Origin of the sequence: Arthrobacter sp. JUb119, from assembly GCF_024807995.1 — a bacterium.
Lineage (GTDB): Bacteria > Actinomycetota > Actinomycetes > Actinomycetales > Micrococcaceae > Glutamicibacter.
The window spans coordinates 98,249-123,148 of record NZ_JANUFE010000006.1; the positions used below are offsets into that span (position 1 = coordinate 98,249).

Sequence of the window (24,900 nt, forward strand, 5' to 3'; positions counted from 1 at the left end):
AAATCACTCCTTACTTACCGTTTGAATGTTTGGTTTCATCGCCCTCAGCAGTTGCACCTGCTGAGGGCATTTCCTTTTCCTGGCCGGTCCAGACACGGTATGCCCGGTCGTAGACTTCCCAAGCTTCACGGGCCGCCTTGGACTTCTGGCCGGCCAGTTCCTTGGCTTTCTCGTAGACGTCAAGGACCGCAGTGTCGGCGGAACCGGTCTTCAACACCTGCTCAGCGATATCCACCGCGGCAGAGCCGACAAGCTCGTTAGCTTCAATGGCATCGTTCCGGGCAGCACGGTAGCTCTCGCTGGCCCGGTCGCAGTTGTCGCTGTACCGACTCAAGACTGACCTGCCTGGTGCGCCCCGAAGGTGAGCCGCACGCAATTGGCGAGTGGCCTTGACTCCGGGTGATCAGTCTCGTGGTCGGCCGGAACCGGGTGTAGCTGCTCGCAGACGAACAGATCACGCTCGAACTCGAAGGACGTCGCGTACGCCTCGGAGCTGGACAACAGCGAATCCAAATTCGCGTGAACCTGGGCTCGCAAGTCGCCACGCTCCAATGCTTTGCGTACCTCGGTGATGCTGTTCGAGGTGTTGCCGACCGGGCGATGTTCGACAGCGGCCGTGCTGGCAACCCGGCTCGCGTCTGCCTGGGCTGGTGCGCAACCGGCGAGCGCCAGGACGGAAACCGCTAGGACTGAAAGATTCTTTTTCATGCCGCACGTACCTTTCCTGACTTATTTTCCAGTTGGCCACTCTTTTCTTCCACTTTGGTCAAAAAAAGATCGTCTACGGCCACGCCAAGGAATTTCGCAATTCGCAACGCTGGCTCTGGCTGCAAAGTGTCAACCTCACCATTGCAGAGTCGGTTCATGTAGCTGTGGGACTTCCACCCCGCGATGCTGGCGAGTTCGCGACGAGACACCTCCTGAATCTCCATGATGGTCAGGAGCTTCTTCCTGTCCTTGAGTTTCATCCAGATATCTCCTAACTGGATCGGGAACTTTACGACCTTCACTGTACTAGCCTTTCTTCCAAGTGTCCAGATAATCATTACATTAACCACCCCTTAGTGTCCACTCTTTTTTTACGGATTTACCTAGAACCGCGTGGATTCAGGCATTCTTTGCAATTTGTAGCTAGAGTTCTTAGTGTCCACGACATGCTTACAAGAAGTGTCCGCACTGTTTGCGCGTGTCCATGCGATCCGGAAAGACTATGGCTGTGAACGAATTACACCCACTCGGCCGCCTCATCCAGGCAGCGCAAGACCGTGAAGGTTGGTCAACCCGCGACATGGAGAGGGTGGCTGAGCGAAACGGCTACTCGATGAAGCACTCGAATTTTTCTCGGCTGAAGATTGAACCTGTGGTTGCAATCAAAGCCAGTCAGATTCAAGTCCTAGCTTCAGTGCTTGGTGTCACAGAGCAGGCGGTTGCTTATGCGGCCGTTGCCAGTATGGGGGTCCAGATGGACGCCCAGGATGCATCTTTGGAAAATTCGCTTCGCTATTCAACGGATCTAAGCGTCCGGGACCAGCGATTAGTTTTGTCTCTGGTAGCCGCGATGCATGACGCGGAAAGTGGCACTGATGGACAACGAAGCCAATCTCAAGCAAGCGAAACTTCAGCACTGCGAGCGGTGGCGCCCACGGGTGACGCTCGCCCTGGACAGAAGACCGAGCCGGAGTATGGCATTACGGAACTCCATGGCGTCGAAGCTGAGAAGTACCCGGCGCCACCTATTGAATCCTTAGCAGCGCACCCGAAATCTGAAACTGAATATGAGAAATTCGAACGCCTCAACGGTCAGCGCGGAGAAGAGTCCCAGGATTCTTCGGATGAATAAACTCAATGTATCGCTGAGACTAACGCGAGATAGGACCGATTAACGTGGCGGGCGAACTTCCGAATTCTACGCAGGCAGCATTTCACCAATTCACATTGGCGCTCAAGAGCATCCGTGATGATTTTTCTCGGTGGGGTAATCAATCATCGGGAACTGCGGCCATGGCCCGTGTTCGCCACGATATCAGTCGCATTGTGGTTGAGGGCATTGAAATTACTCTCTCGAGCGCACGTGCGGCGCTTGATATTGTAGGCGTACTTGAGGCTACTGATTTTTCCCACCTTGAAAACACCTTTGCAGGTGCCTACAGTCCAATCCGTTTGGACAGCGCTCTAACTTTCGATCACTTCCATGACCTGGTTGAGTGGGTAGAAAACGATTTCGTTGCGGCGCTCGATTCTGCTCGTCGCACTTTTTCGGTTATGGGAACCAATCCGAACGAGCGAGAGCTTACCGAACTTCTTACGGAAATCAGGCTGTTGCGACTCCGCGTGATCAAGGAGCTGGATGCTGAAGAACTTGAACTCCTAAACGGCTCTAGCCGCGAAAACCTCTCCGAAGTTCAGGCAATGCGAAAATCCCTGAAATCCGAGCTAGCGAAATCTTCTCATTTAGTCGAGTCAGTTCAACGGTTAGAGCAGGAAAACGCACGAAAGACCAAGACCCTTGAGGATCTACTTTCTGTAATCGATGACAAGGCGAGCGCTGCCGTGAAGGCAGCCGAGTCTTTTGAGGCCGCTCGAACTCAGCTAAATGAACTCAATGAGGAGAAATCTTCGAGTGAACTTATTGAGCATTTTGGGGCGTTCTCAACGGATCACGACAACGCCTCTAAGAAGTTATTCAAGTTCGGCATCGGAACCGTTATAGCCTTGGCAATATTTGCTGTGTTCTACACCTTCGAATTTTCAACCATGGCATTTACTCGGGGATTTAGCTGGCCGGATCTAACTTGGAAGCTATCCGTGCTAGTTGGTGGCTCCAGCGTGGGCACCTATCTGCTTCGCCTCGCGTCCTACCATCGTCGGTTATCCGTATGGAGCAACGCAGTGCAGGTCCAGTTGCGCACATTCGCACCATTCACCGAACAAGTAGCGGGCGATGCATCCAAAGATCAATTGAGACTTGAATTTGCCCGAAGAGTATTCGGAGCGGAACCAGATGGGACTAAGGAAAAATCCGATGAAGGTTCGGGTGTTACCATGTCAGATTTGACATCTCTGATTGACGCTCTAGCCAAAGCCCAATCGCAGGCTGCCAAAACAACAACCCCCTAGCAGTCCTCTACGACAGTTCTTCGTGCCAAGTGGTAACTTTTGGTCTCACTACTTGTTAGAACATATGTTCTAATCATGCAGAACGTATGGGGCATGCTGCGCTCACTCGCGCACGTCATGATTATTTGGAATCGTCCGTACCCGGACATAGTCGCGGCCACAGACGGCCGGCGCATTTGGATCGACCCAAAACTCACGGCAGTGGAGCGGAAGTGCTTCCTGGCGCACGAAGCAATCCATATCCAGCACGGCCACAACGGCTGCCAGCCTCCAGCCATCGAACGGCAAGTATGCCTAGAGGCAGCGCGCTTTCTTGTCAGCTTCGAGAGCCTGCAGGAAGTTGCAGGCTGGTCACGCTGCCCGGTCGAAATGGCCGAGGAAATCGGCGTCACCGAACAAGTCATCCTGGATCGGCTGGCCACGCTGGACGGCGACCAGATCCAGACGCTCTGGCCGCCAGGCGAACATATCGCCTAACCACTTATCCCCATCCCGAAATTAGTCGCGCCCAAAAATTCGTGTCAACGCACAAAGTAGAAGCATCTCCGAAGCACAGGAGTGATACCGATGAATCCAAAGAAGACTCAGCCACGACCCCGAGCTATCCTCTACCTGCGCCAATCCGTGGCCAAGGAGGAATCCATCAGCCTTGAGCTGCAAGAGGACGCAGGCCGCCGCTACGCCACGCAGGCAGGCTACGACGTAGTCGCAGTCGAGTCCGATCACGGTATCAGCGGCCGAACATGGAAACGCCCGGCAGTGCTGCGCGTCATGAAGATGATCGAAGACCAGGAAGCCGACGTCATCATCCTCTGGAAATGGTCACGCCTCTCACGCGCACGCCTCGACTGGGCTGTGGCCATCGACAAGGTTGAAGCCGCCGGCGGCCGCATCGAATCCGCGACTGAGCAAGTCGACGTCAGCACGTCCACCGGACGCTTCGCCCGCGGCATGCTCGCAGAATTCGCAGCCTTCGAATCCGAACGCATCGGCGACACCTGGAAGGAAGCGCACCGGCGCCGCATCGAGCAGGGCCTGCCGGCCACTGGCAAGAAACGCTTCGGCTACCAGTACGACAAGAAGACCGGTTTCACCCCGGACCCCATCGAAGGCCCGATCCTTCAGGAGTGTTACCGCAAATACGTCGCCGGGGCCTCCTTCTACGACATTACCGACTACCTCAACGCAGGACCCACCAAGCCCGGGGAAGGCTACACAGGGCCGAAGCCCGGCATCTGGTCAGCAAACACCGTACGCCGCGTCATGGACAACCCCTTCGCCTCAGGCCGCTTCATCTCCAAAGGAGAAGTCCGCCAAGGGATCCACGAACCGTTGATCAGCGAAGAGACATGGGAACAATTCCAGGTGCGCCGCAAGAGCCGTAGGGTCACCCGCTCCCGCACCAAAGGCAAATACCCATACACCGGCCTGATCTTCTGCGAGCTCTGCGGCCATGGAATGTACGCCGGCCTCTTTGGCTCAGACCACACCCTCAAATACCGTTGCAGCGGGGCCGCCCAATGGAAACTCCACCCCGGCGGCTACGTCATGAACAGCACCATCGAAGCCACTCTACTTCCCTGGTTGTCCGACCTAGCCGAGGAAATCAATGAGGCCACCCAGGACCACAAAGCACCTAAGCCCCACGACCCCACACCCGGACTCCGGCGAGCGCTGATCAAGGTGGAGTCCAGGTTGGAGGCACTGACCGAGAAGCTGGTGGATGGGACAGTGCCGCAGGAGGTGTACGAGCGGATGCGTGATCAGTGGGTTGGCGAGAAGAAGTCTCTGGAGGATCAGCTGATGGCGGTTCGCGTCGAGTCCCGGGTTGAGCCCGTGAAGTTGCCTCCTGATCTGATGGAGCAGTGGGGTGAGATGCCGGCGGAGGTGAAGCGTGAGCTGTTGGCGAGGGTGGTGGCGAAGATTGTGGTGAAGCCTGGTCGGCCTCGTGGTCAGGTGCAGATCGTCCCTCGCTGGGGGAGTACTTCCTAGTCAGACTCTAGGAGCAATCAGATACTAGTCATACTCATGTCCGCGTTGCTGGTTGCCGCCTTGCTGGCCATTGCAGGGCCTAGGCTGCAGGACCTGTTCAACCAAGCGATCGATCGAGTTTCCGGATTGGGATGACCGCGCATGTGGTCGAATGCGGGGTCTCCTGGAAATTCGGAATCTGCGGAACTTGTAGATTGCGAGAACGGGTCTGCTGTAGCCGAATTTGTCATGGTCACAACGTTGCTTGTGGTCATCGCAATGACGCTCATCCAACTCGCGTTGGTACTGCATGTGCGCAACACCCTGATTGACGCAGCATCGAACGGCGCCCATTACGGTGCTTTGGCCAATCGGTCAGTATCCGACGCTCGAAGCAGAACTCGGATGTTGATCACCGAAAGCTTGCATGGCGGATTTGCCCGTGACATTGCTGTGAGCACAACCCGCGTTGGTGATAGCCAGTTGGTAACCGTATCGGTTAACACGAGGGTGCCCTTAATCGGGTTCTTGCCCAACGGGTGGGATTTGCAGGTTCAGGGAGAAGCTGTGCGTTATGGGTAGAGCCAAGTATCTCGCTGCCGCGATGCACAAGAGAATCCGGGCCGAAGATCGCGGCAGCGCGATAGTGGAGTTTATTTTTGCTTCAACTGTCTTGCTGATTCCCATGGTGTACCTGATTCTGGCCGTCGGACAGCTGCAAGGCGGTAGCTATGCCGTGGTTGGAGCTGCTGATCATGCAGCGAAGGTTTTCGCCGCCGCCGATAACCCCGCCCAGGCAAGGTCAGATGCGCACGCAGTCGTACGAAGAACCATGAACAACTTTGGATATGCCGACGCTCGCACATCGATTAGTTGCGACAAGGAATGCTTGAGTCCGGGCAGTGTCGTCACTGTGACGGTAGCGTTGGATGTTCCCCTTCCTTTCGTTTCCGACTGGGCAGAGGTATCTGCTTTCACCGTGGATTCTTCAGCCTCGCAAAGGACTGATCGCTTTGGCTAGGACAAAACGCGCTGCCCTGAATCCACGGGACGAGGATGGACAATCCTTAGTGCTGGCAATCGGCTTGTGCGCCATCACTTTGCTGACAATTTCAGTGGTGCTAGCAGTCAGCGCAGTCAACCTCAAAGCGCGTCAGCTGTTGTCAATTGCCGACGGGGCGGTCGTGGCTGCCGTGGATGAATTCGAATTTGTTGCGGACAATGGCGACCCGAGGATTCAGTTGGACCAGCAGCGCGTGCAACAAGCCGTGCAACAGTACCTTTCGGATGTGGGTGCGGCCGGCCGCGTCGACAATTTACGCATTGGCCGGGTGCAGATCACGCCTGATGGGCAAGGCGCGAATCTCGTGCTGCAGGGCTCGGTGCAACCGCCGATAGTGGGGTGGATCGTTCCAGACGGAGTACCAATATCTGTAGATTCATCAGCAAGAACTGTACTGAGCAGGTGAACACCTCCGCGCAGAGCAGCATGGATGTTCCAGGGAAGCGGGAAATGCACAAGTACGGGGAAGCAAGAGAAAGAACGTGTCAGCGAGCAACGCTGCTGTATGCCCCAGGAGCGGAATCCAAGAAGGATGGATCCAGCGCAACCGGATCCATCATTTTTGCGGTAGTTCGGGCTTCTTTGGAAGCTTGCGGACCCCACCTCCAAATCCCAGTTCAGAAATACTGTTCGAGAACTGACTGGCCGGATTCCCGATCGACCCGTGGATGCAAGCCTTGCAAGTTGGCTAGGGGTTCCACAGCGCGATTTTCAGTGAAAACCTTGATTGGAACTTCTTTTCGGCGATAGCACCGGACTCATTGATCAATGGCTAAATGACGTAGTCTTAGAGGACCATGGCAAAAACTGACTTCTCCGCTGAAATCCGCTCACTGCGTTCTACATTCTCCGCAATTGAAGACGTGAGCGATGTCGAGCAGATCAAAGCTGACATCGCAGTCCTCTCGGAGGAAGCTGGCGTTCCGAACCTCTGGGATGATCCGGCCGCCGCGCAGATCGTTACCAGCAAGCTATCGCATCGCCAGTCTGAGCTGGAACGGCTGACCCGGCTGAAGACCCGCATCGACGATTTGGAAGTCTTGGTTGAGCTTGCTGAACTTGAAGACGACGATGATACGTTGCACGAAGCGGATAGAGAGCTCGTCAGCGTCCAGAAGTCCCTTGCCGAACTCGAAATTGTTACCCTTCTCAACGGTGAATTCGATGCTCGCGGAGCGGTTGTCACGATTCGCTCCGGTGCCGGCGGCGTTGATGCCGCCGATTTCGCAGAGATGCTTTTGCGCATGTACCTGCGCTGGGCTGAACGCCGTGGTTACAAGGCCACCGTTATGGATACCTCGTATGCCGAGGAGGCCGGCCTTAAATCGGCAACCTTCGAAATCGACGCACCGTATGCCTTCGGCACACTCTCGGTAGAAGCCGGCACGCACCGTCTGGTTCGTATTTCACCATTCGATAATCAGGGACGTCGCCAGACGTCGTTTGCCGCAGTGGAGGTCGTGCCGCTGATTGAGCAGACTGACACCATCGAAATCCCTGAATCTGAAATCCGCGTGGACGTCTTCCGTTCCTCTGGCCCTGGCGGACAGAGCGTTAACACCACCGACTCTGCAGTACGCATGACGCATATTCCTACCGGAGTTGTCGTCTCGATGCAGAACGAAAAGTCGCAGATCCAGAACCGTGCTGCCGCACTTCGAGTTCTGCAATCGCGGTTGCTGCTTCTGAAGAAGGAACAAGAAGACGCCCAGAAGAAGGAATTCGCCGGAGATGTGAAGGCATCTTGGGGCGATCAGATGCGATCCTATGTGCTTAATCCGTACCAAATGGTCAAGGACCTGCGTACCGAACATGAAGTCGGCAATACCCAGGCAGTACTTGATGGTGAAATTGACGATTTCATTGATGCAGGCATCCGCTGGCGTGCAGGACAGCGTCGCCCTAGTAAGTAAGCGAAATCGCGAATTCCAGCTGGTCTAAACGCTTTTGCCACAGAGGGTGTAAGTATCATCACCGTTACGAACTCCGTTTCGCTAATTCCAGCTAGTCATGCCTAAGCTGGGCATTCTGCGTTAGCTGTATGTACGGCATGAATCTCGCAACACACCTTATATTTCGGCTGGTTAGCTACCTGGCACCGATAGTGTTTGGAAGACTGGCGCACCAAAAGACGTTTGATCTCGAGATTGGTATTCGTGGGTCGCGCCCCGACGAAGACTAGCGATTGAAGACATGATTAAATTCGAAAACGTCTCGATGGTTTACGAGCCAAAGCAGCAGAATGCAGCTTTGGACGATATAAACATCGAGATAGACCGTGGCGAGTTCGCCTTCTTGGTTGGCGAATCCGGTTCGGGTAAGTCGACCTTCCTCAGCTTGGTGCTGCGCGAAAAGCGCTCCACCGACGGATCCGTCTACGTGGCGGGACAGAACCTCAACCGCATTCCGAGCCGCCGTGTGCCTAAGCTGCGCCGTGACATCGGTTTCGTTTTCCAGGACTTCCGCCTGCTGCGCGAGCGCACGGTCTTCGACAACGTCGCGTTCGCCATGGAGGTCATTGGAGCTTCACGGGCCCAGATCCGCGAGCGTGTGCCAGATGCACTTAAAATGGTCGGCCTTGAAGATAAGGCGCGTCGCAAGCCAACTGAACTTTCCGGTGGCGAGCAGCAACGCGTCGGCATTGCCCGCGCCATTGTGAACAGGCCCTCGATCCTGCTTGCCGATGAGCCTACGGGTAACCTCGACCGCAAGAACAGCATCGAAGTCATGAACGTGCTCAACCGCATTAACCAGAACGGTACGACTGTCCTGATGGCTACGCACGCACATGAACTGGTGAGCGAATACCGCCACCGCGTTATTGAACTGAGTCGCGGGCAGGTCATCCGCGATGAAATTGATGGACAGTACGCCCCGATGACCACCGTGGTGAACCAGGACGGTTCGCGCGAACTGCTCGTCGGCGATTCCGCCGTGGAGTACGACGAAGAGTCACAGGTTGCTGAGGACAAGAAAGACGAGGACCAGTGAGACTAGGATTTATTCTCCGCGAAGCGGCGAAGGGCCTGCGGCAGAATGTCGTCATGGTCGTCTCTGTGGTGCTGGTGACTTTCGTATCGTTGACCTTCGTCGGTGCCTCGGTATTACTGCAGCTCCAGATCAACCAGATGAAGGGCTACTGGTACGACCGCATGGAAGTTGCGGTGTACCTCTGTGATGACACGAGCACTTCGCCCAACTGCGCTGGTAGCGCGGTTTCCGAAGAGCAGCGCCAGAGCATTGAAGAGATGCTCAAATCAGAGCAGCTTGCGCCGTATATCAAGGAATTCGCCTACGAGTCGAAGGACCAGGCATACGAAAACTTCCTCGACCAATACGAGAACTCGGCATTGGTTGACCAGGTCACTGCTGAGCAGCTGCCCGAATCATTCCGCGTCGCACTGGTAGATCCGGAGAAGTATCCGGTGATCAACGAAGCGTTCTCCACGGTACAAGGCGTTGACTCGGTCATTGACCAACGGGAACTGCTTGAAAAGGTCTTCCAGTTGGTGCGCGTGGCATCCGCCGCCGCTGCTGTCGTTGCAATCGTGATGATTGTTTGCGCGGTGCTGCTGACCGGTACGACTATCCAGCTCTCAGCCATGCACCGGCGACTCGAAACAACGATCATGCGACTGGTTGGTGCATCGAAAGCAACGATTCAGCTGCCGTTCATTATCGAAGGAGTCATCGCGTCGCTGATTGGTGGATTGCTGGCTTCTGGCACCTTGTGGTTGCTGCTGAAGTTCCTCGTCGAGGATAAGTTGGCCAATGAAAACGTCGGTGTAGCGTTCATCTCCACCAGCGAAATATGGCTAGTTGCTCCGATACTCTTGATTATTGGTATCGTTTTGGCCACAATTTCATCAGTGGTAACGTTGAAGCGTTACCTGAAGGTTTAGCTGAAACGTTATCTAGGCTTGAACTGAAGTACGCAATTTCTAAAAGGAGCTTTATGCTGTCGAACGCAGTGCGACGTAAATTCTTACGCGCCTCCATCGGTGGAGCAATGGCTCTCGCGCTCACGCTGCCCGCAGGGTTGGTAGCCGCCGATGAGCTGGACGACAAGAAAGCTCAAGTCGAAAAGAACATCGATACCCTCGAGAACGACATGGAATTCTTGGATGCCGACATTCAAGAAACCGACAGGAAATTGCGTGACCAGCAAGCACAGGTTCCTGTAGCCCAGCAGGCATTGGCTGACGCGCAAAGCCGCGTAGCCAATGCACAGGCCACCCTTTCCGATCTCAACAACCGCTTAATCAGCGCGCAAGCGACTCGTGATGAAGTGGCTAAGCAGATCGAGGAAAACGCGGCTAAGCTTTCCGACGCTCAAGATGCGATGGCGCAGATCGCTTCTGAGGCTTATAAGCGCGGCGGCGTTTCTGGCGGGCTGGACATGATCCTCAACATGGATTCGGCGACCAAGATGGCCGATGGCCTGGACATGGCCAACCGCGCCATGGAATCCCAGAATGCCGCATACAATGACCTGGCCCAGGAACAAGCCAGCAATGAAAGCAACAAGCTTCGCCTGGTTGCTGTTGAAAAGGAAATTTCCTCCCTGAAAGCCCAGGCTGAGGAAGCCTTGGCGCAGGAGCAGGCGGCGCGAGATGCTGCGCAGAACGCCAAGAACGAACTGGATGCGCTGGTTGCCAGCACCGAAGAACTCAGTGCTGAACTTGAAGCGCAGAAGCCGCGTATCCAGGCGAAACTGCAATCGCAGCAGAAGGAATACGCCGCGGTCAACCAGCAGATCAAGGAACGCCAGGAGCGCTTGATCAGGGAAGCTGCCGAACGCAAGCGCAAGGCAGAAGAAAAAGCGCGCCGCGAAGCAGAAGCCGAGCGAAAGCGCATCGCCGAGGAAAAGGCGGCCTACGAAGCTGAGCAGGAGCGCAAGGCAGCAGAAGCTCGCGCAGAGAAAAAGGCCTACAAGAAGAAGGCCTATGTAGCACCCAAATCCGAGCCAAAGGCACCGACATATGCCGAGCCAAGCAGCTGGGGTTTGGTTAAGCCCACTTCCAGTAACCGATTGACCTCGACCTTCGGGTGGCGCCCGACTCCAGCTGGAACAATCGACTATGGCGGCCGTGGCGGCTATGTCCACGCAGGCATTGACTGGGGATTCGGCGGCCAGTGCGGCTCGCCAATCACGGCTGCTGCCTCCGGTGAAGTGTGGATGGCCGGTTGGGGCGGATCCTCGGGTAACAAGGTCACCGTTTCTCACGGCGTCATCAAGGGCAAGGCCCTGGCCACCAACTATCACCACATGTCCCGCATCGCGGTAAGCGTCGGCCAGCATGTGAAGCAGGGCCAGGTTATAGGCTACGTTGGCACCACCGGCAATTCGACCGGCTGCCATCTGCACTTCGAAACGATCATCAATGGTTCACATGTGAACCCCTTGGGACTTCTCTAGCGCTAGACTTGTAATCTGTGCGCGGGAATCCGCCCGCGACATGCAAGGAGTAACGTGGCTAAGAAGAATCAAGAAGATCGAGTAATCGCGAGCAACCGCAAGGCGCGCCACGATTTCGAAATACTCGACACCTTCGAAGCTGGCATGGTGCTCACGGGTACTGAGGTGAAGTCGCTTCGCGAAGGCAAGGCCTCGCTGGTTGACGGTTTCGGCCAGTTCTACCGTGGCGAGCTGTACATCGAGAACGTCTACATCCCCGAGTACCTCAATGGATCGTGGACCAATCACGCGGCCCGTCGTCGCCGCAAGCTCTTGCTGCACCGCCAGGAACTGCTCAAGATCGAACGCAAAATCAGTGAAGCCGGCCTGACCGTCGTCCCGCTGAGCTTGTACTTCAAATCCGGTCGGGCGAAGCTGGAGATCGGCGTTGCCCGCGGTAAGCGCGAATACGACAAGCGCCAGACCCTGAGGGAAAAGCAGGATAATCGCGAGGCGTTGCGTGCCATGCGCGAACGCAACCGCGGAAACGCATAAGGCTAGCTTGTGGCGCATTTCGCATTGGGGGAAACCCGGGCAGTGCGCTATGATTGGTAGACACGCCCTAGGGTGTGGTTGTACCCGGGAGACCGGGACTGACAACAAAATACGGGGATGATCGGTTTCGACGGTGTGAGTCGCGACAGATGAAGCGGGCCGAGGACGCAAAGTTATCTCGTAAACGCCCTTTGCAAACCAATAAGTGCCGAATCAAAGCGCACTGACTTCGCTCTCGCTGCCTAAGCAGCCAGACGGTCCGTTAGCCAGGGGACGCTATCGCCCCTGTTCCTAACGTCATTTAGATAGCCAATGTATCCAGCGGATGTTGCCGCTTCTGGATACACATTTAGGCAACTGTGCCCGGATCAACCACATGTTTGCGTGATGGTTGGGGCAGAGAAAATCCGCAGCAAACTGCGCCCGGAGAAGACCTGGCAACACCACATCGGACGGGAGTTCAATTCTCCCCATCTCCACAATATCCAGCTCCGGAGCCAGGCCCATAGGTCTGGCTCCGGAGCTTTTTGTTTGTTTCGGAGTCCGCAGTCACATCGCGAGCCTGTTCGCGGGATGGAGAATTTACACATAGACTTGAAATGAAAGTCCAAGGCTTTCGAAACGACAGCGTGTGCAGAAACGGAGTGAGATTGAAGTCGATGGGTAAAAACAGTTCCCAGCGGGTATCGCCTTTCCTTTCAGCAAGCTATGCGGCAGTTGCCTTCCTCTTGGAAGTAGGATTGCTTTTCGCCGCGGCACTAGCCGCTATCGCTTTCATCCCATGGCCGACAATTCCAGCAATCCTTGTAGTAGTTGTCCCGCTGCTGATCCTCTGGTCGATTTTCTTCTCGCCGAAAGCCGTCATCAAGTTGAGGCTGCGAACCCGTCTGCTCCTGGTCCATATCATTTACCTCATCGGAGCCTACGTGCTGTGGCTGAGCGTCGACCATTCCTTCTACGATCAATCGCAGATTTGGGCCATCGGAATGCTTGCGTTGACCGGCATCAGCGCCATTCTGGTCATCGCCACCGGCGGATACGTGGTCCCGCACGATCGAACCAAGCAGCCACCGAAGCAAGTTCCGAGCCGGGCACGAGCGGGTGCTCCCAAGGGACGCCGGGCAGCACGCTAGAACTGATGGAATGCCAAGCCGAAAGGCTTGGCATTTTTCGTTTGCGGCTAGAAGAGCCCAGCGACGTGGTAGCCGAGCAATGCCGCGAGCACCGCTCCAGCGAGGGTCCCCAATGCATTGGCCAGGCTGGCTGCGAGGCGGCCGGCCTGGAGCAGCCGGACAGTTTCGAAACTGGCCGCCGAAAACGTCGTGTAGCCGCCGAGCAATCCTGAACCTATGGCCGCAAGCCATTGCGCCGACAACAACTGCTGGGCCATCAGCCCGGTCAGCGCACCCAGCGCGAAGGAGCCGGAGAGATTGACCAGGATCGTGCCCCAGGGCAGCGGGGCCGGAAGCCACCGCTTGATCAGGGCATCGACCACGAAACGCAGGCAGGCGCCAAGGCCGCCGCAGAGCGCAACGATAAGAAATAAGCCGGGGGAGAGCACTAGTGAAGCCCTCCCGATTTCCGGGCCATGCGCCTAGCACCGGCGGCGATTCCGCACCAGGTTGCCAATGCACCGAAGAACACCGTGAACAGTGCGTAACCCAGGGCATGGAGCGCTGCGCCGGATGCGAACATCTGCATGCTGCCGGTGGCCAGCGCGCTGTAGGTCGTGAAGCCGCCCAGGAAACCGGTGCCCAGCAGCAGCCGCAGCCGGTGACGCTTGCCCTCGTCGAGGCCGGGATGCGAAAGCGCCTCGAGCAGCAGGCCGAGCAGGAACGCCCCCAGCATGTTGGCTAGGAAAATCGCGATCGGGAAACCGCCGGGATCTGGCAGCAGCAGGCCCAGGCCTTGCCGGCAGGCAGTACCGGCAGCGCCGCCAAGGAATACCAGCAGCAGGAAACGCGGGTTGAGGAAGGAACCCTGCGCGGGGCGCTGGGCCATGGGTGTTGGCGGACGGGTCATGAATTGCGAATCTGTTCTGCGCGGCGTGGCGGGACGAGGAGCACCGGATGGCGCTGTCGATGGGTCAGATGCACCGCTACCGAACCGTTGAGCAGTTCCCCAATAGTGTTGGCCATGGAACGCTCCCGAACCCCGAGCACAATCAGCGCCGCATCATGCTGCAGGGCAAGATGCGACAGCTGCTGACCGGGGCCACCGGCCGCGGCATGCGCCTGCCATTCCAGTCCCGATCCGCCGAGCTGGGCTTCGAGCTGCTGCAGAAGCCGTGCCGGGAAGCGCTCAATTGCTTCGTCCCCGGATTCGGGATCCAGCGGTGCGCTGCGGATGGTGCCATCGGGAAGCTCTTCGAGCGGATAGCGGGTGGGATCCACGTGGACGCAAAGCAACCGCGCTCCGAGCGCGCCTGCGAGGTCTGCGGCTGCGTCCAGAACGTGGGGATCGAGGCGATCCGGGATGCCCAGGATGATCGGTCGTGTCTCCAATGGCCCTCCCTTTGGCAGTGGGGCGCACCGTGCAGCGCGTCGCTGCTTTTAATTCTTGCACAGCCGGCAATCAGCTAGGCTTTGCGCACCCAGATCAGCGAAGCCTCAATGAAATCCAGCTGATGCGGCAGCTCGATGACCGCCCCGGGAACCAGCCCCTGGGCGGCGGCACGACGCAGGAACTGGGGATCTTCATCGCTGATCCGGTCGATGACGGCCCGGGCACCGGAGAAGCGGTCAAGCCGGATGGCCCCGGAGACCGGCAGTTCCCCTTCCGCGCTGGGAATCGCGTCGCCATGCGGATCGTGGCGCGGGTGGCCCAGCCGGGCTTCCAGGGCGTTGATGAAGCGGTCGGTGACGGTGTGCTCCAGGGCCTCGGCCTCGTCATGCACCTCATCCCAGCCGTAGCCCAGCTCATCACGCAGGAATGTTTCCAGCAGGCGGTGGCGGCGCACCATGCGCAAGGCCTCGCGCCGGCCGGTGCCGCTGAGCGTAATGGCCCCGCGCGGCACGTGATGGACCAGGTGCTTGGCTGCGAGCTTCTGCACCATGGCGGTGGCCGAGGCAGGGGACAAGCCCAGCTGGTCGGCCAGCGCGCCGGTGCCCACTTCGGTGTCTTCCCATTCGGTGAGCAGGTACACCGCCTTGAGGTAGTCCTCTTCGCTGGTGGTCAGCCCGGCCGGCCCGCGTCGTGCAGTTGCCATCGTCCTCGCGCTGCCTAGCTGCGGTTCAGGTAGGGAAGGATCGCCTCGTGCAGCTTGCCGTTGGTGGCCAGGGCGTTGCCGCCATGGCAGCCCTCTTCTCCGGCCACCGAGGTGAAGCGGCCCCCGGCTTCGCGTACCACCGGCACCAGGGCGGCCATGTCGTAGAGCTCCAGTTCGGGTTCGAAGGCCGCATCGACCGCGCCTTCGGCCAGCAGCGCGTAGGACAGGAAATCCCCGTAGCCGCGGGTGCGCCACGCGGTATCCAGCAGTTCCAGGAAGCCCTCGAGCTTGCCGGCCTCCTTCCAGCCGTTCAGCGAGGCGTAGGCCAGCGAGGAGTCAGACAGCTCGCTCACCGAGGAGACCTTGATCTGGCGGGTGGCGGTGGTACCGGCGGTGGCACCCGGTTCGGTGACGTACGCGCCCAGGCCGCTCGCGGCATGCCAGCGGCGGGTCATGGCCGGGGCGGAGATGACTCCCAGCACCGGTTCGCCGTCGATCTCCAGCGCGATCAGCGTGGCCCAGACGGGTACGCGGCGCACGAAGTTCTTGGTGCCGTCGATCGGGTCGATGACCCAGCGCCGGGAGCCGGTTCCGTGCACGCCGAATTCTTCGCCGAGCACCGAATCATCGGGGCGGTGGGCGGCCAGCTCGGCCAGGATCAGCTGCTCGGCGCCGCGGTCGGCGTCGGAGACCGGGGTCATGTCCGGCTTGGATTCGACCACCAGGTCGTTGGCGCCGTAGCGGGCCAGGGTGAAGGCGTCGACCTTCCCGGCCAGAGCCAGGGCGAAGTCGAGATCTTGCTGCAGGGTGTATTCAGCCATGGTGTTGCGGGCGCCTAGAGCGCGCCGAGCTCCTTTTCGTGCGTGGTTTCCTCGGTGGTGACCAGCCGGCGGTAGGAGGCCAACCGGTCAGCGGCCTGGGTGCCTTCGGCATTTTCGGCCCAGGCTTCCAGCGCGCAGCCCGCCTCGCCGGCGGCATGGGTGCAACCGCGCGGGCAGCCGGTGGCGATTTCTGCCAGGTCCTCGAAGGCGGCCAGGATATTGTCCCGGTCTACCAGTCCCAGCCCGAAAGAACGGATGCCGGGGGTGTCGATCAGCCAGGATCCAGGGGTGTCGCCCAGGCGCAGTGCCAGGGCGTTGGACGAGGTATGGCGTCCGCGGCCGGTGACCGCGTTGACGTGCCCGGTGGCGCGGGTCGAACCGGTCAGGGCGTTGACCAGGGTGGACTTGCCTACTCCGGAGTGGCCCAGCACTACCGAGACGCAGCCGGAGAGGATCTCTTCGAGTTCGGCCAGCGCGCCGGCATCCAGCCGGGCGCTGGAACCGTCGGCGCCGCGCGCGTCCACGCCGGAGGCGTCGGCAGTGGTGGTGCGGGAGATGACCACGGGGAACTCCAGTCCCTCGTAGTGCTTGAGGAAGTCGGCCGGATCCTTCACATCCGCCTTGGTCACGCACAGCACCGGCTGGATGCCGGCGTCGAAGGCGGCGACCAGCGCGCGGTCCACGAAGCCGGTGCGCGGCTCGGGATTGGCGGCGGCCACGACGATGACCAGCTTGTCGACATTGGCGACGACCACGCGCTCGGTGGCGTCGGTGTCGTCGGCGCTGCGGCGCAGCAGCGTGGTGCGCTCTTCGATGCGGATCAGCCGGGCCAGGGTATCGGGCTTTCCGGAGGTGTCGCCCACCAGTCCCACCAGGTCCCCGGGCACGATCGCCTGGCGGCGCAGCTCGCGGGCCCGGGCGGCGATGACGATGCGCTCCGTGGCGGTGTCCTCATCCAGGATTGCGGTGTAGCGGCCCCGGTCCACGGTGATGATGCGGCCGATGACCGCCTGTTCGTAGGCCGGGCGGTCCTTGGTGCGCGGACGGCTGCCCTTCTTGTTGGGGCGGACGCGGACCGAGGATTCGTCGTAGTCGGAGTAGCGCATTAGCCCTGGCCCTTTGCGGTAGCCGCCATGCGGGACCATAGCTGCGGGAAATCCGGCATGGTCTTGGCGGTGGTGGCGATGTTTTCCACGCGCACCCCGTCGATGGCCAGGCCCAGCAGGGCACCGGCGGTCGCCATGCGATGGTCCTCGTAGGAATCGATATCCGCTGCCTGCAGGGCTCCGGGAACGATTTCCAGCGCGTCCGCGGTGGCGGTGATTCTGGCGCCCACCTTGGACAATTCGGTTTCCAGCGCGGCCAGCCGATCGGTTTCATGGCCGCGCAGGTGCCCGATGCCGGTCAGCTTGCTCGGCGAATCGGCCAGCACGCACAGTGCTGCCAGGGTAGGGGCCAGCTCGGAGGCATCGGCGTAGTCGATGCCGCGGATGACTCCGGTTCCGCGCACGGTGAGCACGCCGTCGCCGCCGTGGCTGACTTCCGCTCCCATCGCGGCCAGTATTTCTCCCCACTTGCCGCCGACCTGGGTGGTCCTGGCAGGCCAGAAGGGCACGCTCACGGTGCCATGGCTCGCCAGCGCGGCCGCCAGGAACGGTCCGGCGTTGGACAGGTCCGGTTCCACGGTGACGGTGAAGCCCGCCAGCTGGCCCGGGGCGATGCTCCAGCCGCGCGCGCCGGCATCGACGCTTACCTCTACGCCCAAATCGCGCAGGGTCTGGACGGTCATCGCGATGTGGTCCGGGGAAGCGATAGGCCCCGGCGCCGCGCGCAGCTTCAGCCCGCCGGGCAGGGCCTGGCCAACCAGCAGCAGCGCGGAGATGAACTGGGAGCTGCCCGACGCGTCGATGACCACTTCGGCATCCTGCTTCAGCTCGCTGGCATCAATGGTGAAGGGCAGCATGCCGGTGCTCCCGGCGTAGTCGATGCGGGCGCCCAAGGCTGCCAGCGCGTCCAGTACCGGGGCCATGGGCCGCACGCGGGCCGCGGCGTCGCCGTCGAAGGCCACCTTGGCGCCGGCGACGGCAGCCAATGGGGGAACGAAGCGCATCACCGTGCCCGCCAAGCCGCAGTCGATCGCCAGCGGTCCGGCGGCCAGCTGGCCCGGGGTGATGTCCACGGTGGTGGAGCCGTCGGCCTGCTCGGTGCGCTTGATCCCGACCCCGAATCCGGCCAGGGCGCTGAGCATCAGCTCGGTGTCGCGGCTGATCAGCGTGTTGTGGATCGTGGATGGCGAGGAGGCCAGGGCCGCAAGGATCAGATACCGGTTGGTCAGCGACTTCGAAGCTGGCACCGGGACGGTTGCATCCAGTCCGGCGGCGGCATAGGGCGCTGCCCACCAGTTCTTTTCTGCGTCGTGCAGCTGATCGAGGGGGCTCCCGGGGGCGCTTGCAGTGCTGATTGGTAGATCCTTAGGCTCGAGGCTTCAATTCGGGGCCGCTGGCAGTACCGCAAGTACTGTGCGCCCACTGCCTAATTCTAGCCGAGATCGGTGCGGGAATAAGGCTTTAGCTCCGCTGGTTATACCTACTGTGACGATACGACAGGACACTTCAAACGCCGGCGGCACCGCTTGCGCCGTCGCCGAGCAACCGCGGCCGGCCCGGGCCCGCGCTGGCACGCGCATAAAGCCGTTCGAACGCGTAGACTCGGCAGTGATGAACAACAAGAGTGTGGACGAGAATTTGCCCGATGTGGCCTCCGAGTCCGAGCAGCAGCGCCGCGAACGCTTCGAGCGTGACGCGATGCAGTACGTGGACCAGCTCTATTCGGCTGCCCTGCGCATGGCGCGCAACCCGTCGGATGCCGAGGATTTGGTGCAGGAGGCCTACACCAAGGCCTATTCCGCCTTCCACCAGTACAAGCCGGGCACCAACCTGAAGGCCTGGCTGTACCGCATCCTGACCAACACGTACATCAATTTGTACCGCAAGCGCCAACGCGAGCCGCTGCGCACTTCCACCGATACGGTCGAGGATTGGCAGATGGCCCAGGCCATGGAGCATTCGCCGACCGGCTTGCGCTCGGCCGAGGCCGAGGCGCTGGACCACCTTCCGGATTCGGATGTGAAAGCCGCGCTGCAGTCGATCGGCGAGGATTTCCGCATGGCCGTCTACTTCGTGGATGTCGAGGGCTTCAGCTACAAGGAAGCCAGCGAGATCCTGGGCGTGCCGATCGGCACCGTGATGTCCCGGTTGCATCGCGGACGCAAGAACTTGAGGGAACTGCTGGCCGATTACGCAGCAGATCGTGGGATCGCCACCGGCACCCAGAGCAAGAGTGCCGCCAAGGCTGACCGAGGAGCGAAATAAGATGGATTGCAATTCAATGGGTGATTGCGCCGATGACCGCATCGTCCGCATCTACGAGTACCTCGACGGAGCGCTGACGCTCGATGACCTCAAGGAGGTCAAGTCCCATCTGGATGGCTGCCCGGAATGCACCGAGCAGTACGATCTGGAGTGCATCATCCGCTCGGTGGTGCGCCGCAGCTGCCAGGAGCATGCCCCGCAGACCTTGAAGGCCAGCATCATCGCGCGGATCTCGCAGATCCGCGTGGAATCAGGCCACTAGCACGGCAAAGAGAAACCCCGTATCTTCCGAGTTGATCTCGAAGGGTACGGGGTTCTTTTTTGTTCGCTTCGCTTAGCTGTTTGGGCGCTTGCCGTGGTTGGCACCGCCACGCTTGCGATCGCGACGCTTACGAGCGCGCTTCGACATGGTGACTCCTTAGAGGGAACAATATTGCTTCCCGAAAATTCGGGCCGGCTCATAGTCTTTCACACTTCCGGCCCATTTTCCTAACGGACCGGCGGTCCCTAGCCCTCGCCTGGCTCAGGCAACTCCAGCCAGGAATACCAGCCGCGGTGCAGCACCAGCCAGGCCATCAGCCCGTAGCCTGCCTGGCCGGGCACCCCGCCGGAAGCGTTCAGATCGGCACGCCACTGGGCATGGGAACGCAGGGGCGTGAAGGTATCGACGTAGTGGTGGTTGCGGCGCAGCGCCACATCCGAGTAGACGCGGTTCAGTTCTGCCACGCGCTGGTTGCGCGCATCATCCAGGCCCGGGGCCGGGCCGACCAGCAAGGCCTTGATGTTCATCTGCGAGGCCGAATCCAGGATGTTGGCCAGGTTCAGCCGGCTGCGCGCGGTGGTGACATCCAGATCGACGTCGCGGTCCGAGAGCGCGATGACCAGGCGGTTTTCGTATTGGTCGCTGAATCGGCGGGAAGCTTCCCCCAGCCAGCGTTCGGCCAGCGCTTCGGATCCCTCGGCCGGGGAAGCCAAGACGAAGGACTGCAGGCGCAGGGCCGGATCCTGGGTGCGGGCCACGACGCGGCCGAACCAGCCCAGGCCCCGCGGGTCGCCATGTCCGGCCAGTAGCTCATCTCCGATTGCGGTAATTCGGATTGTGCGTAACTCCAACTGGGCGACCTTTCGTTGGCTCAAAAATGATGAATCGCTCCCCACCTTAGCAGTCGGAACGCTGGCATCGGGGGAGGCGGTCATTGGTTAAACCCCACAATTCCCTGCGAAAAACCAGCGCCGGGGTTAAAGCGCTGTTGCCGGCGAACCTCCGAGGTGGAACCCCCGGATAGTTCGCCGGCAACAGTTGGCCAGCAGCGTTCAGGCGATGCGGTCTAGCGGGCGAAGGCCTGCTGGATCAGCACTGCGTTTTCTGCGTCGTGGCGCTTTGCATTGCCAGCGGAGGTCGCAGCCGATGCCGGGCGGGAGATCAAGGTGATCTTCTGCTCCAGTGCCGGTGCAACGTACAAGCCGAAGAACGGCCATGGACCCTGGTTCGCAGGCTCGTCCTGGACCCAAGCCACCTCGGCGTTCGGGTACTTGGCCAGTTCGGCAGCGATCTGCTCGGCCGGAGCCGGGTAGAGCTGCTCGACGCGTACCAGCGCGGTCTTGGTGTCGTTCGCCTTGGTGCGAGCGGCCAGCAGATCGTAGTAGACGCGGCCCGAGCACAGCAGCACCTTGTCCACGGCGTTCGCATCGGTGATCGACGCATCGCCGATGACCTCGCGGAAGCCTCCGGTGGTGAAGTCCTCTACCGAGCTGGCCGCGGCCTTCAGGCGAAGCAGCTGCTTCGGGGTGAAGACGATCAGCGGCTTGCGCGGACGGGCGTAGGCCTGGCGGCGCAGCAGGTGGAAGTGGTTTGCACCGGTGGAAGGCTGGGCAACGACCATGTTGTTCTCGGCGCACAGCTGCAAGAAGCGCTCGATGCGGGCCGAGGAGTGATCCGGGCCCTGGCCTTCGTAGCCGTGCGGCAGCAGCATGACCAGCGAGGAGGACTGCGACCACTTCTGCTCTGCGGAGGAGATGAACTCGTCGATCACGGTCTGCGCGCCATTGACGAAGTCGCCGAACTGCGCTTCCCACATGACCAGTGCATCCGGGCGTTCTACCGAGTAGCCGTACTCGAAGCCGAGCGCGGCGTATTCGGAGAGCAGGGAGTCGTAGATCCACAGCGGTGCCTGGTCTTCGGCCAGGTGGTGCAGCGGGTACCACTCGGTGTCGTTCTCGCGGTCGTGGAAGACTGCGTGGCGCTGCACGAAGGTGCCGCGGCGCGAGTCCTGGCCTGCCAGGCGGACCGGCACGCCTTCCATGGTCAAGGTGCCCAGGGCTGCCAGTTCTGCGAAGCCCCAGTCGATGCCGCCTTCGCGGGACATCTTCTCGCGGCGCTCGAGCAGCGACTTCAGCTTGGTGTGCATGGTGAAGCCGGCCGGGATATCCAGGTGGGCGGCACCAATCTTCGCCAGCGTCTGGGCGGTGATGGCCGAGCCGCGTGCGCCGTCGACGGTGTTCTCGTCGGCAGCCTGGGCGAATGGCTTCTCCAGGTCGTTGATGGTCGAGCCCGGGGTGATGATCGGGATCGGCGAAGTCTGGGCCGCATGCGTCTCGGCGAAGATGCGCTCCAGATTCTCCTTGTACTCGGCCAGCACGTTCTCGGCTTCTTCCTGCGTGATGTCGCCGCGGCCCACCAGGGCCTCGGTGTACAGCTTGCGGGTCGAGCGCTTGGCTTCGATCAGGTTGTACATGATCGGCTGGGTCATCGAAGGGTCATCGCCCTCGTTGTGGCCGCGGCGGCGGTAGCACACCAGGTCGATGACGACGTCCTTGCCGAACTTCTGGCGGTACTCGAAGGCCAGCTGGCCCACGTGCACCACTGCCTCCGGGTCATCCCCGTTGACGTGGAAGATCGGAGCCTGCACGGTGCGTGCAACGTCGGTTGCGTACACCGAGGAGCGCGAGGAGCTCGGCGCGGTGGTGAAGCCGATCTGGTTGTTCACGATCACGTGGACGGTGCCGCCGGTCTTGTAGCCGGGCAGCTGGCTCATGGCCAGTACCTCGGAGACCACGCCCTGGCCGGCGAATGCCGCATCGCCGTGGACCAGGATCGGCAGCACGGTGTTCTTCTGGTTCAGGCGGTCCAGCTTGGCGCGGGTGATGCCCTCGAGCACTGGATCGACTGCTTCCAGGTGCGATGGGTTGGCAGCCAGGTAGATCTTGGTCTGGTTGCCCGCATCCGAGGTGTACGAACCCTCGGTGCCCAGGTGGTACTTCACATCGCCCGAACCCTGGACCGAGCCCGGGGTTGCGGTGCCTTCGAATTCGCGGAAGACCTGTGCGTAGGTCTTGCCGGCGATGTTGGTCAGCACGTTCAGGCGGCCGCGGTGGGCCATGCCGATCGCGACCTCGTCCAGCTGCTCGTCGGCTGCGTCGGAGATGATCGCATCCAGCAGTGGAATCAGCGATTCGCCGCCTTCCAGCGAGAAGCGCTTCTGGCCAACGAACTTGGTCTGCAGGAAGGTCTCGAAAGCCTCGGCGGAGTTCAGCTTCGACAGGATGCGCAGCTGCTCTTCGCGGCTTGGCTTGGCGTAGCCGGACTCCAGCTTGGCCTGGAACCATTCGCGCTCTTCGGGGTTCTGCAGGTGCATGTACTCGGTGCCGATGGTGCGGCAGTAGGCATCGCGCAGCACGCCGAGGATGTCGCGCAGCAGGCCGCGGTCCTTGCCGCCCAGGCCGCCGGCCAGCCATTCGCGGTCCAAATCCCACAGGGTCAGGCCGTAGGAATTGATGTCCAGGTCCGGGTGCTTGCGCTGGACGTACTCCAGCGGGTTGGTATCGGCCATCAGGTGGCCGCGCACGCGGTAGGAGTTGATCAGGTGCTGGATGCGGGCAACCTTGTTGACCTGCAGGTCGATGTCGACCTGGTTGTCAACGGCCCAGCGAACCGGCTCGTAAGGGATGCGCAGCTGCTCGAAGATCTCGTCGTAGAAACCCTGCTCGCCCAGCAGCAGCGACTCGACCAGCTTCAGGAATTCGCCCGAACCTGCACCCTGGATGACGCGGTGGTCGTAGGTGGAGGTCAGGGTGATGTGCTTGCCGATACCCAGGGCGGCCACGGTCTTCTCCGAGGAGCCGCGGTACTCTGCCGGGTATTCCAGTGCGCCAACGCCGATGATCGCGGCCTGGCCCTTGGACAGGCGTGGAACCGAGTGAACGGTGCCGATGCCGCCTGGGTTGGTCAGCGAAACGGTGGTGCCTGCGTAGTCGTCAGCGGTCAGCTTGTTGCCGCGGGCGCGCTTGATCAGGTCTTCGTAGGTGGCCCAGAACTCGTTGAAGCTCAGGGTCTCGGCAGCCTTGATGTTCGGCACGGCCAGCATGCGGGTGCCATCCGGCTTCGGCATGTCGATCGCGATGCCGAAGTTCACGTGGGCTGGCTGGATCGCAGTTGGCTTCTTGTCGATCACGTCGTAGGTGACGTTCATCGACGGGATCTGCTTCAGCGCACGGATCACGGCGAAGCCGATCAGGTGGGTGAAGGAGATCTTGCCGCCGCGAGCGCGCTTGAGGTGGTTGTTGATGACAATGCGGTTGTCGATCATCACCTTCGCCGGTACGGCACGCACGGTGGTGGCCGTAGGCACGGTGAGGGAGGCATCCATGTTGGTTGCGATGGCCTTCATTGGTCCACGCAGCGGGGTGCGCTTTTCCTCACCGAAAAGTTCGGTGGACGGCGTAGCCTTCGGAGCCTGTGCCGGGATCGGCGCAGTCTTCGGTGCTGGCTCGGCCTTCTTGGCTTCAGCGGCCGGAGCTGGTGCTGCCTTGGCAGCCGGTGCTGGTTCGGAGGCACGGGCCTGGGCTGCGGCGCGTGGCGCGCCCTGCCCGTTGGCTGCAGATGCTGCGGCAGGTGCTGCCGCTGCTGGCGCCGGCTGCGCTGCCGGTGCTGCTGGTGCCTTCTTTTCGGCGGCGAGAGATTCGAAAATATCCCACCATTTCTTATCTACCGAGTTCTTGTCGACGAGATACTGTTCGAACAGCTCGTCTACTAGCCACTCGTTTCCACCAAACTCTTCAGTAAGTCGGTGGTGTGCTTGCTCTGGCACGTGCAACGCCTCTTCCCTGATTTCTACGTTGTTCTAGCTTGAGCCGGTGGTCTTTCGAGGACGTGATACGACCACTGCGGCCCACAAGATTTCTAGACCTGCGCACCAGTCTAGTGACTTTTCCGCCCACTTGGCCACGGCACGTATGTAATGTCACGAAAGTGTTGCGCCTAACATGCCGTTCAGCGTATCCAAAGCACCGCTGGGCGAGCATGTGTCGAAGTGGTGCGCAATGGCCCTTCGTTCGATAGACTAATTCGCACTATGGAATCCCACTCTCCAAGCCGGTGTGCCGCCCAAGGGCGCAGT

At 60.3% G+C, this 24,900-nt stretch carries 28 protein-coding genes and 1 other RNA gene; 16 read left to right on the plus strand and 13 right to left on the minus strand.

Features of this window, described 5'->3' with window-relative positions; genetic code table 11:
• Nucleotides 1-10: 10 nt before the first annotated feature.
• The 3 genes from M2368_RS15435 to M2368_RS15445 are packed head-to-tail and all read right to left on the minus strand — an operon-like array spanning nt 11 to nt 968.
• Nucleotides 11-334, minus strand: a complete 324-nt coding sequence (locus tag M2368_RS15435) for a hypothetical protein (RefSeq protein ID WP_498724679.1) — start codon at nt 332-334, stop codon at nt 11-13.
• The gene (locus M2368_RS15440; RefSeq protein ID WP_498724680.1) at nt 331-708 is read right to left on the minus strand and encodes a hypothetical protein; all 378 of its coding nucleotides are present in this window, start codon (nt 706-708) and stop codon (nt 331-333) included. Before M2368_RS15440 ends, M2368_RS15435 begins: the two co-directional genes overlap by 4 nt.
• The gene (locus tag M2368_RS15445; protein ID WP_498724681.1) at nt 705-968 is read right to left on the minus strand and encodes a helix-turn-helix domain-containing protein; all 264 of its coding nucleotides are present in this window, start codon (nt 966-968) and stop codon (nt 705-707) included. The genes M2368_RS15440 and M2368_RS15445 overlap by 4 nt, the downstream gene beginning before the upstream one ends.
• A gap of 248 nt (nt 969-1,216) precedes the next feature.
• Between M2368_RS15445 and M2368_RS15450 the strand changes: the two genes are divergently transcribed.
• The 14 genes from M2368_RS15450 (at nt 1,217) to M2368_RS15515 (ending at nt 13,237) form a co-directional block, all read left to right on the plus strand.
• Nucleotides 1,217-1,840, plus strand: coding sequence for a hypothetical protein (locus M2368_RS15450; RefSeq protein WP_498724682.1), 624 nt, complete (start codon nt 1,217-1,219; stop codon nt 1,838-1,840).
• A gap of 44 nt (nt 1,841-1,884) precedes the next feature.
• The gene (locus M2368_RS15455) at nt 1,885-3,117 is read left to right on the plus strand and encodes a hypothetical protein (RefSeq protein ID WP_498724683.1); all 1,233 of its coding nucleotides are present in this window, start codon (nt 1,885-1,887) and stop codon (nt 3,115-3,117) included.
• Between the two features lie 75 nt (nt 3,118-3,192).
• A complete protein-coding gene (locus M2368_RS15460) occupies nt 3,193-3,594 on the plus strand; it encodes an ImmA/IrrE family metallo-endopeptidase (RefSeq protein WP_498724684.1) in 402 nt (133 codons plus the stop codon).
• 90 nt (nt 3,595-3,684) lie between these two features.
• Nucleotides 3,685-5,109 (plus strand): recombinase family protein, encoded by a 1,425-nt coding sequence (locus tag M2368_RS15465; RefSeq protein ID WP_498724685.1) that lies wholly within the window; start codon nt 3,685-3,687, stop codon nt 5,107-5,109.
• 141 nt (nt 5,110-5,250) lie between these two features.
• Nucleotides 5,251-5,670, plus strand: coding sequence for a TadE family protein (locus tag M2368_RS15470; RefSeq protein ID WP_402697262.1), 420 nt, complete (start codon nt 5,251-5,253; stop codon nt 5,668-5,670).
• The gene (locus M2368_RS15475; RefSeq protein WP_105658364.1) at nt 5,663-6,109 is read left to right on the plus strand and encodes a hypothetical protein; all 447 of its coding nucleotides are present in this window, start codon (nt 5,663-5,665) and stop codon (nt 6,107-6,109) included. Before M2368_RS15470 ends, M2368_RS15475 begins: the two co-directional genes overlap by 8 nt.
• Nucleotides 6,102-6,557 (plus strand): hypothetical protein, encoded by a 456-nt coding sequence (locus M2368_RS15480; protein ID WP_133834484.1) that lies wholly within the window; start codon nt 6,102-6,104, stop codon nt 6,555-6,557. The genes M2368_RS15475 and M2368_RS15480 overlap by 8 nt, the downstream gene beginning before the upstream one ends.
• 391 nt (nt 6,558-6,948) lie before the next feature.
• On the plus strand, nt 6,949-8,064 hold the full coding sequence (gene prfB / locus M2368_RS15485) for a peptide chain release factor 2 (protein ID WP_105658366.1): 1,116 nt from the start codon (nt 6,949-6,951) through the stop codon (nt 8,062-8,064).
• A 280-nt stretch (nt 8,065-8,344) separates the two neighbouring features.
• Nucleotides 8,345-9,142 carry a cell division ATP-binding protein FtsE gene (gene ftsE, locus M2368_RS15490; RefSeq protein WP_105658367.1) on the plus strand — a complete coding sequence of 266 codons (798 nt, stop codon included), beginning with the start codon at nt 8,345-8,347 and terminating at the stop codon, nt 9,140-9,142.
• The gene (ftsX, locus tag M2368_RS15495) at nt 9,139-10,053 is read left to right on the plus strand and encodes a permease-like cell division protein FtsX (protein ID WP_105658368.1); all 915 of its coding nucleotides are present in this window, start codon (nt 9,139-9,141) and stop codon (nt 10,051-10,053) included. Before ftsE ends, ftsX begins: the two co-directional genes overlap by 4 nt.
• 53 nt (nt 10,054-10,106) lie before the next feature.
• Nucleotides 10,107-11,570, plus strand: a complete 1,464-nt coding sequence (locus M2368_RS15500) for a peptidoglycan DD-metalloendopeptidase family protein (RefSeq protein WP_498724687.1) — start codon at nt 10,107-10,109, stop codon at nt 11,568-11,570.
• Nucleotides 11,571-11,624: 54 nt separating this feature from the next.
• Nucleotides 11,625-12,104 (plus strand): SsrA-binding protein SmpB, encoded by a 480-nt coding sequence (gene smpB, locus M2368_RS15505; RefSeq protein WP_105658370.1) that lies wholly within the window; start codon nt 11,625-11,627, stop codon nt 12,102-12,104.
• A gap of 113 nt (nt 12,105-12,217) precedes the next feature.
• Nucleotides 12,218-12,586, plus strand: a transfer-messenger RNA (tmRNA) gene (gene ssrA / locus M2368_RS15510).
• Nucleotides 12,587-12,763: 177 nt separating this feature from the next.
• Complete coding sequence (locus M2368_RS15515; RefSeq protein WP_166650814.1) at nt 12,764-13,237, plus strand: DUF2568 domain-containing protein; 474 nt, start codon at nt 12,764-12,766, stop codon at nt 13,235-13,237.
• Between the two features lie 47 nt (nt 13,238-13,284).
• On the opposite strand, the gene crcB is transcribed toward M2368_RS15515, so the two are convergent.
• The 7 genes from crcB to aroA form a co-directional block, all read right to left on the minus strand.
• Complete coding sequence (gene crcB / locus M2368_RS15520) at nt 13,285-13,665, minus strand: fluoride efflux transporter CrcB (RefSeq protein ID WP_105658372.1); 381 nt, start codon at nt 13,663-13,665, stop codon at nt 13,285-13,287.
• Nucleotides 13,665-14,126 (minus strand): CrcB family protein, encoded by a 462-nt coding sequence (locus tag M2368_RS15525; RefSeq protein ID WP_105658373.1) that lies wholly within the window; start codon nt 14,124-14,126, stop codon nt 13,665-13,667. The genes crcB and M2368_RS15525 overlap by 1 nt, the downstream gene beginning before the upstream one ends.
• A complete protein-coding gene (locus M2368_RS15530; protein ID WP_166650813.1) occupies nt 14,123-14,608 on the minus strand; it encodes a universal stress protein in 486 nt (161 codons plus the stop codon). Before M2368_RS15530 ends, M2368_RS15525 begins: the two co-directional genes overlap by 4 nt.
• A 74-nt stretch (nt 14,609-14,682) precedes the next feature.
• Nucleotides 14,683-15,312, minus strand: a complete 630-nt coding sequence (locus M2368_RS15535; RefSeq protein WP_105658375.1) for a metal-dependent transcriptional regulator — start codon at nt 15,310-15,312, stop codon at nt 14,683-14,685.
• A gap of 14 nt (nt 15,313-15,326) precedes the next feature.
• Nucleotides 15,327-16,133, minus strand: coding sequence for an inositol monophosphatase family protein (locus M2368_RS15540; protein ID WP_105658376.1), 807 nt, complete (start codon nt 16,131-16,133; stop codon nt 15,327-15,329).
• 14 nt (nt 16,134-16,147) lie between these two features.
• On the minus strand, nt 16,148-17,239 hold the full coding sequence (rsgA, locus tag M2368_RS15545; protein ID WP_105658377.1) for a ribosome small subunit-dependent GTPase A: 1,092 nt from the start codon (nt 17,237-17,239) through the stop codon (nt 16,148-16,150).
• A complete protein-coding gene (aroA, locus tag M2368_RS15550) occupies nt 17,239-18,555 on the minus strand; it encodes a 3-phosphoshikimate 1-carboxyvinyltransferase (protein WP_498724711.1) in 1,317 nt (438 codons plus the stop codon). The genes rsgA and aroA overlap by 1 nt, the downstream gene beginning before the upstream one ends.
• 295 nt (nt 18,556-18,850) lie before the next feature.
• Between aroA and M2368_RS15555 the strand changes: the two genes are divergently transcribed.
• Nucleotides 18,851-19,504: a sigma-70 family RNA polymerase sigma factor gene (locus tag M2368_RS15555; protein WP_166650812.1), complete on the plus strand. Its 654-nt coding sequence runs from the start codon at nt 18,851-18,853 to the stop codon at nt 19,502-19,504.
• 1 nt (nt 19,505) lies between these two features.
• Nucleotides 19,506-19,766, plus strand: coding sequence for a mycothiol system anti-sigma-R factor (rsrA, locus tag M2368_RS15560; protein WP_105658379.1), 261 nt, complete (start codon nt 19,506-19,508; stop codon nt 19,764-19,766).
• 72 nt (nt 19,767-19,838) lie between these two features.
• Here rsrA and M2368_RS15565 read toward each other — a convergent pair whose 3' ends face one another.
• The 3 genes from M2368_RS15565 to M2368_RS15575 form a co-directional block, all read right to left on the minus strand.
• Nucleotides 19,839-19,913 carry a 50S ribosomal protein bL37 gene (locus tag M2368_RS15565; RefSeq protein ID WP_369299107.1) on the minus strand — a complete coding sequence of 25 codons (75 nt, stop codon included), beginning with the start codon at nt 19,911-19,913 and terminating at the stop codon, nt 19,839-19,841.
• 98 nt (nt 19,914-20,011) lie between these two features.
• Nucleotides 20,012-20,617 (minus strand): GDSL-type esterase/lipase family protein, encoded by a 606-nt coding sequence (locus tag M2368_RS15570; protein ID WP_105658455.1) that lies wholly within the window; start codon nt 20,615-20,617, stop codon nt 20,012-20,014.
• A gap of 215 nt (nt 20,618-20,832) precedes the next feature.
• Nucleotides 20,833-24,591 (minus strand): multifunctional oxoglutarate decarboxylase/oxoglutarate dehydrogenase thiamine pyrophosphate-binding subunit/dihydrolipoyllysine-residue succinyltransferase subunit, encoded by a 3,759-nt coding sequence (locus M2368_RS15575; RefSeq protein ID WP_105658380.1) that lies wholly within the window; start codon nt 24,589-24,591, stop codon nt 20,833-20,835.
• Between the last annotated feature and the right edge of the window lie 309 nt (nt 24,592-24,900).

Bases quoted from the DNA above. Each gene is read 5' to 3' on its own strand.
- M2368_RS15475 (WP_105658364.1), top strand. From the start codon at position 5,663: ATGGGTAGAGCCAAGTATCTCGCTGCCGCGATGCACAAGAGAATCCGG.
- M2368_RS15500 (WP_498724687.1), top strand. From the start codon at position 10,107: ATGCTGTCGAACGCAGTGCGACGTAAATTCTTACGCGCCTCCATCGGT.
- M2368_RS15515 (WP_166650814.1), top strand. From the start codon at position 12,764: ATGGGTAAAAACAGTTCCCAGCGGGTATCGCCTTTCCTTTCAGCAAGC.
- M2368_RS15460 (WP_498724684.1), top strand. From the start codon at position 3,193: ATGCAGAACGTATGGGGCATGCTGCGCTCACTCGCGCACGTCATGATT.
- M2368_RS15535 (WP_105658375.1), bottom strand. From the start codon at position 15,312: ATGGCAACTGCACGACGCGGGCCGGCCGGGCTGACCACCAGCGAAGAG.
- ftsE (WP_105658367.1), top strand. From the start codon at position 8,345: ATGATTAAATTCGAAAACGTCTCGATGGTTTACGAGCCAAAGCAGCAG.
- M2368_RS15440 (WP_498724680.1), bottom strand. From the start codon at position 708: ATGAAAAAGAATCTTTCAGTCCTAGCGGTTTCCGTCCTGGCGCTCGCC.
- M2368_RS15525 (WP_105658373.1), bottom strand. From the start codon at position 14,126: ATGACCCGTCCGCCAACACCCATGGCCCAGCGCCCCGCGCAGGGTTCC.
- rsrA (WP_105658379.1), top strand. From the start codon at position 19,506: ATGGATTGCAATTCAATGGGTGATTGCGCCGATGACCGCATCGTCCGC.
- prfB (WP_105658366.1), top strand. From the start codon at position 6,949: ATGGCAAAAACTGACTTCTCCGCTGAAATCCGCTCACTGCGTTCTACA.
- M2368_RS15555 (WP_166650812.1), top strand. From the start codon at position 18,851: ATGAACAACAAGAGTGTGGACGAGAATTTGCCCGATGTGGCCTCCGAG.
- M2368_RS15540 (WP_105658376.1), bottom strand. From the start codon at position 16,133: ATGGCTGAATACACCCTGCAGCAAGATCTCGACTTCGCCCTGGCTCTG.
- rsgA (WP_105658377.1), bottom strand. From the start codon at position 17,239: ATGCGCTACTCCGACTACGACGAATCCTCGGTCCGCGTCCGCCCCAAC.
- M2368_RS15445 (WP_498724681.1), bottom strand. From the start codon at position 968: ATGAAACTCAAGGACAGGAAGAAGCTCCTGACCATCATGGAGATTCAG.
- M2368_RS15465 (WP_498724685.1), top strand. From the start codon at position 3,685: ATGAATCCAAAGAAGACTCAGCCACGACCCCGAGCTATCCTCTACCTG.
- M2368_RS15470 (WP_402697262.1), top strand. From the start codon at position 5,251: ATGTGGTCGAATGCGGGGTCTCCTGGAAATTCGGAATCTGCGGAACTT.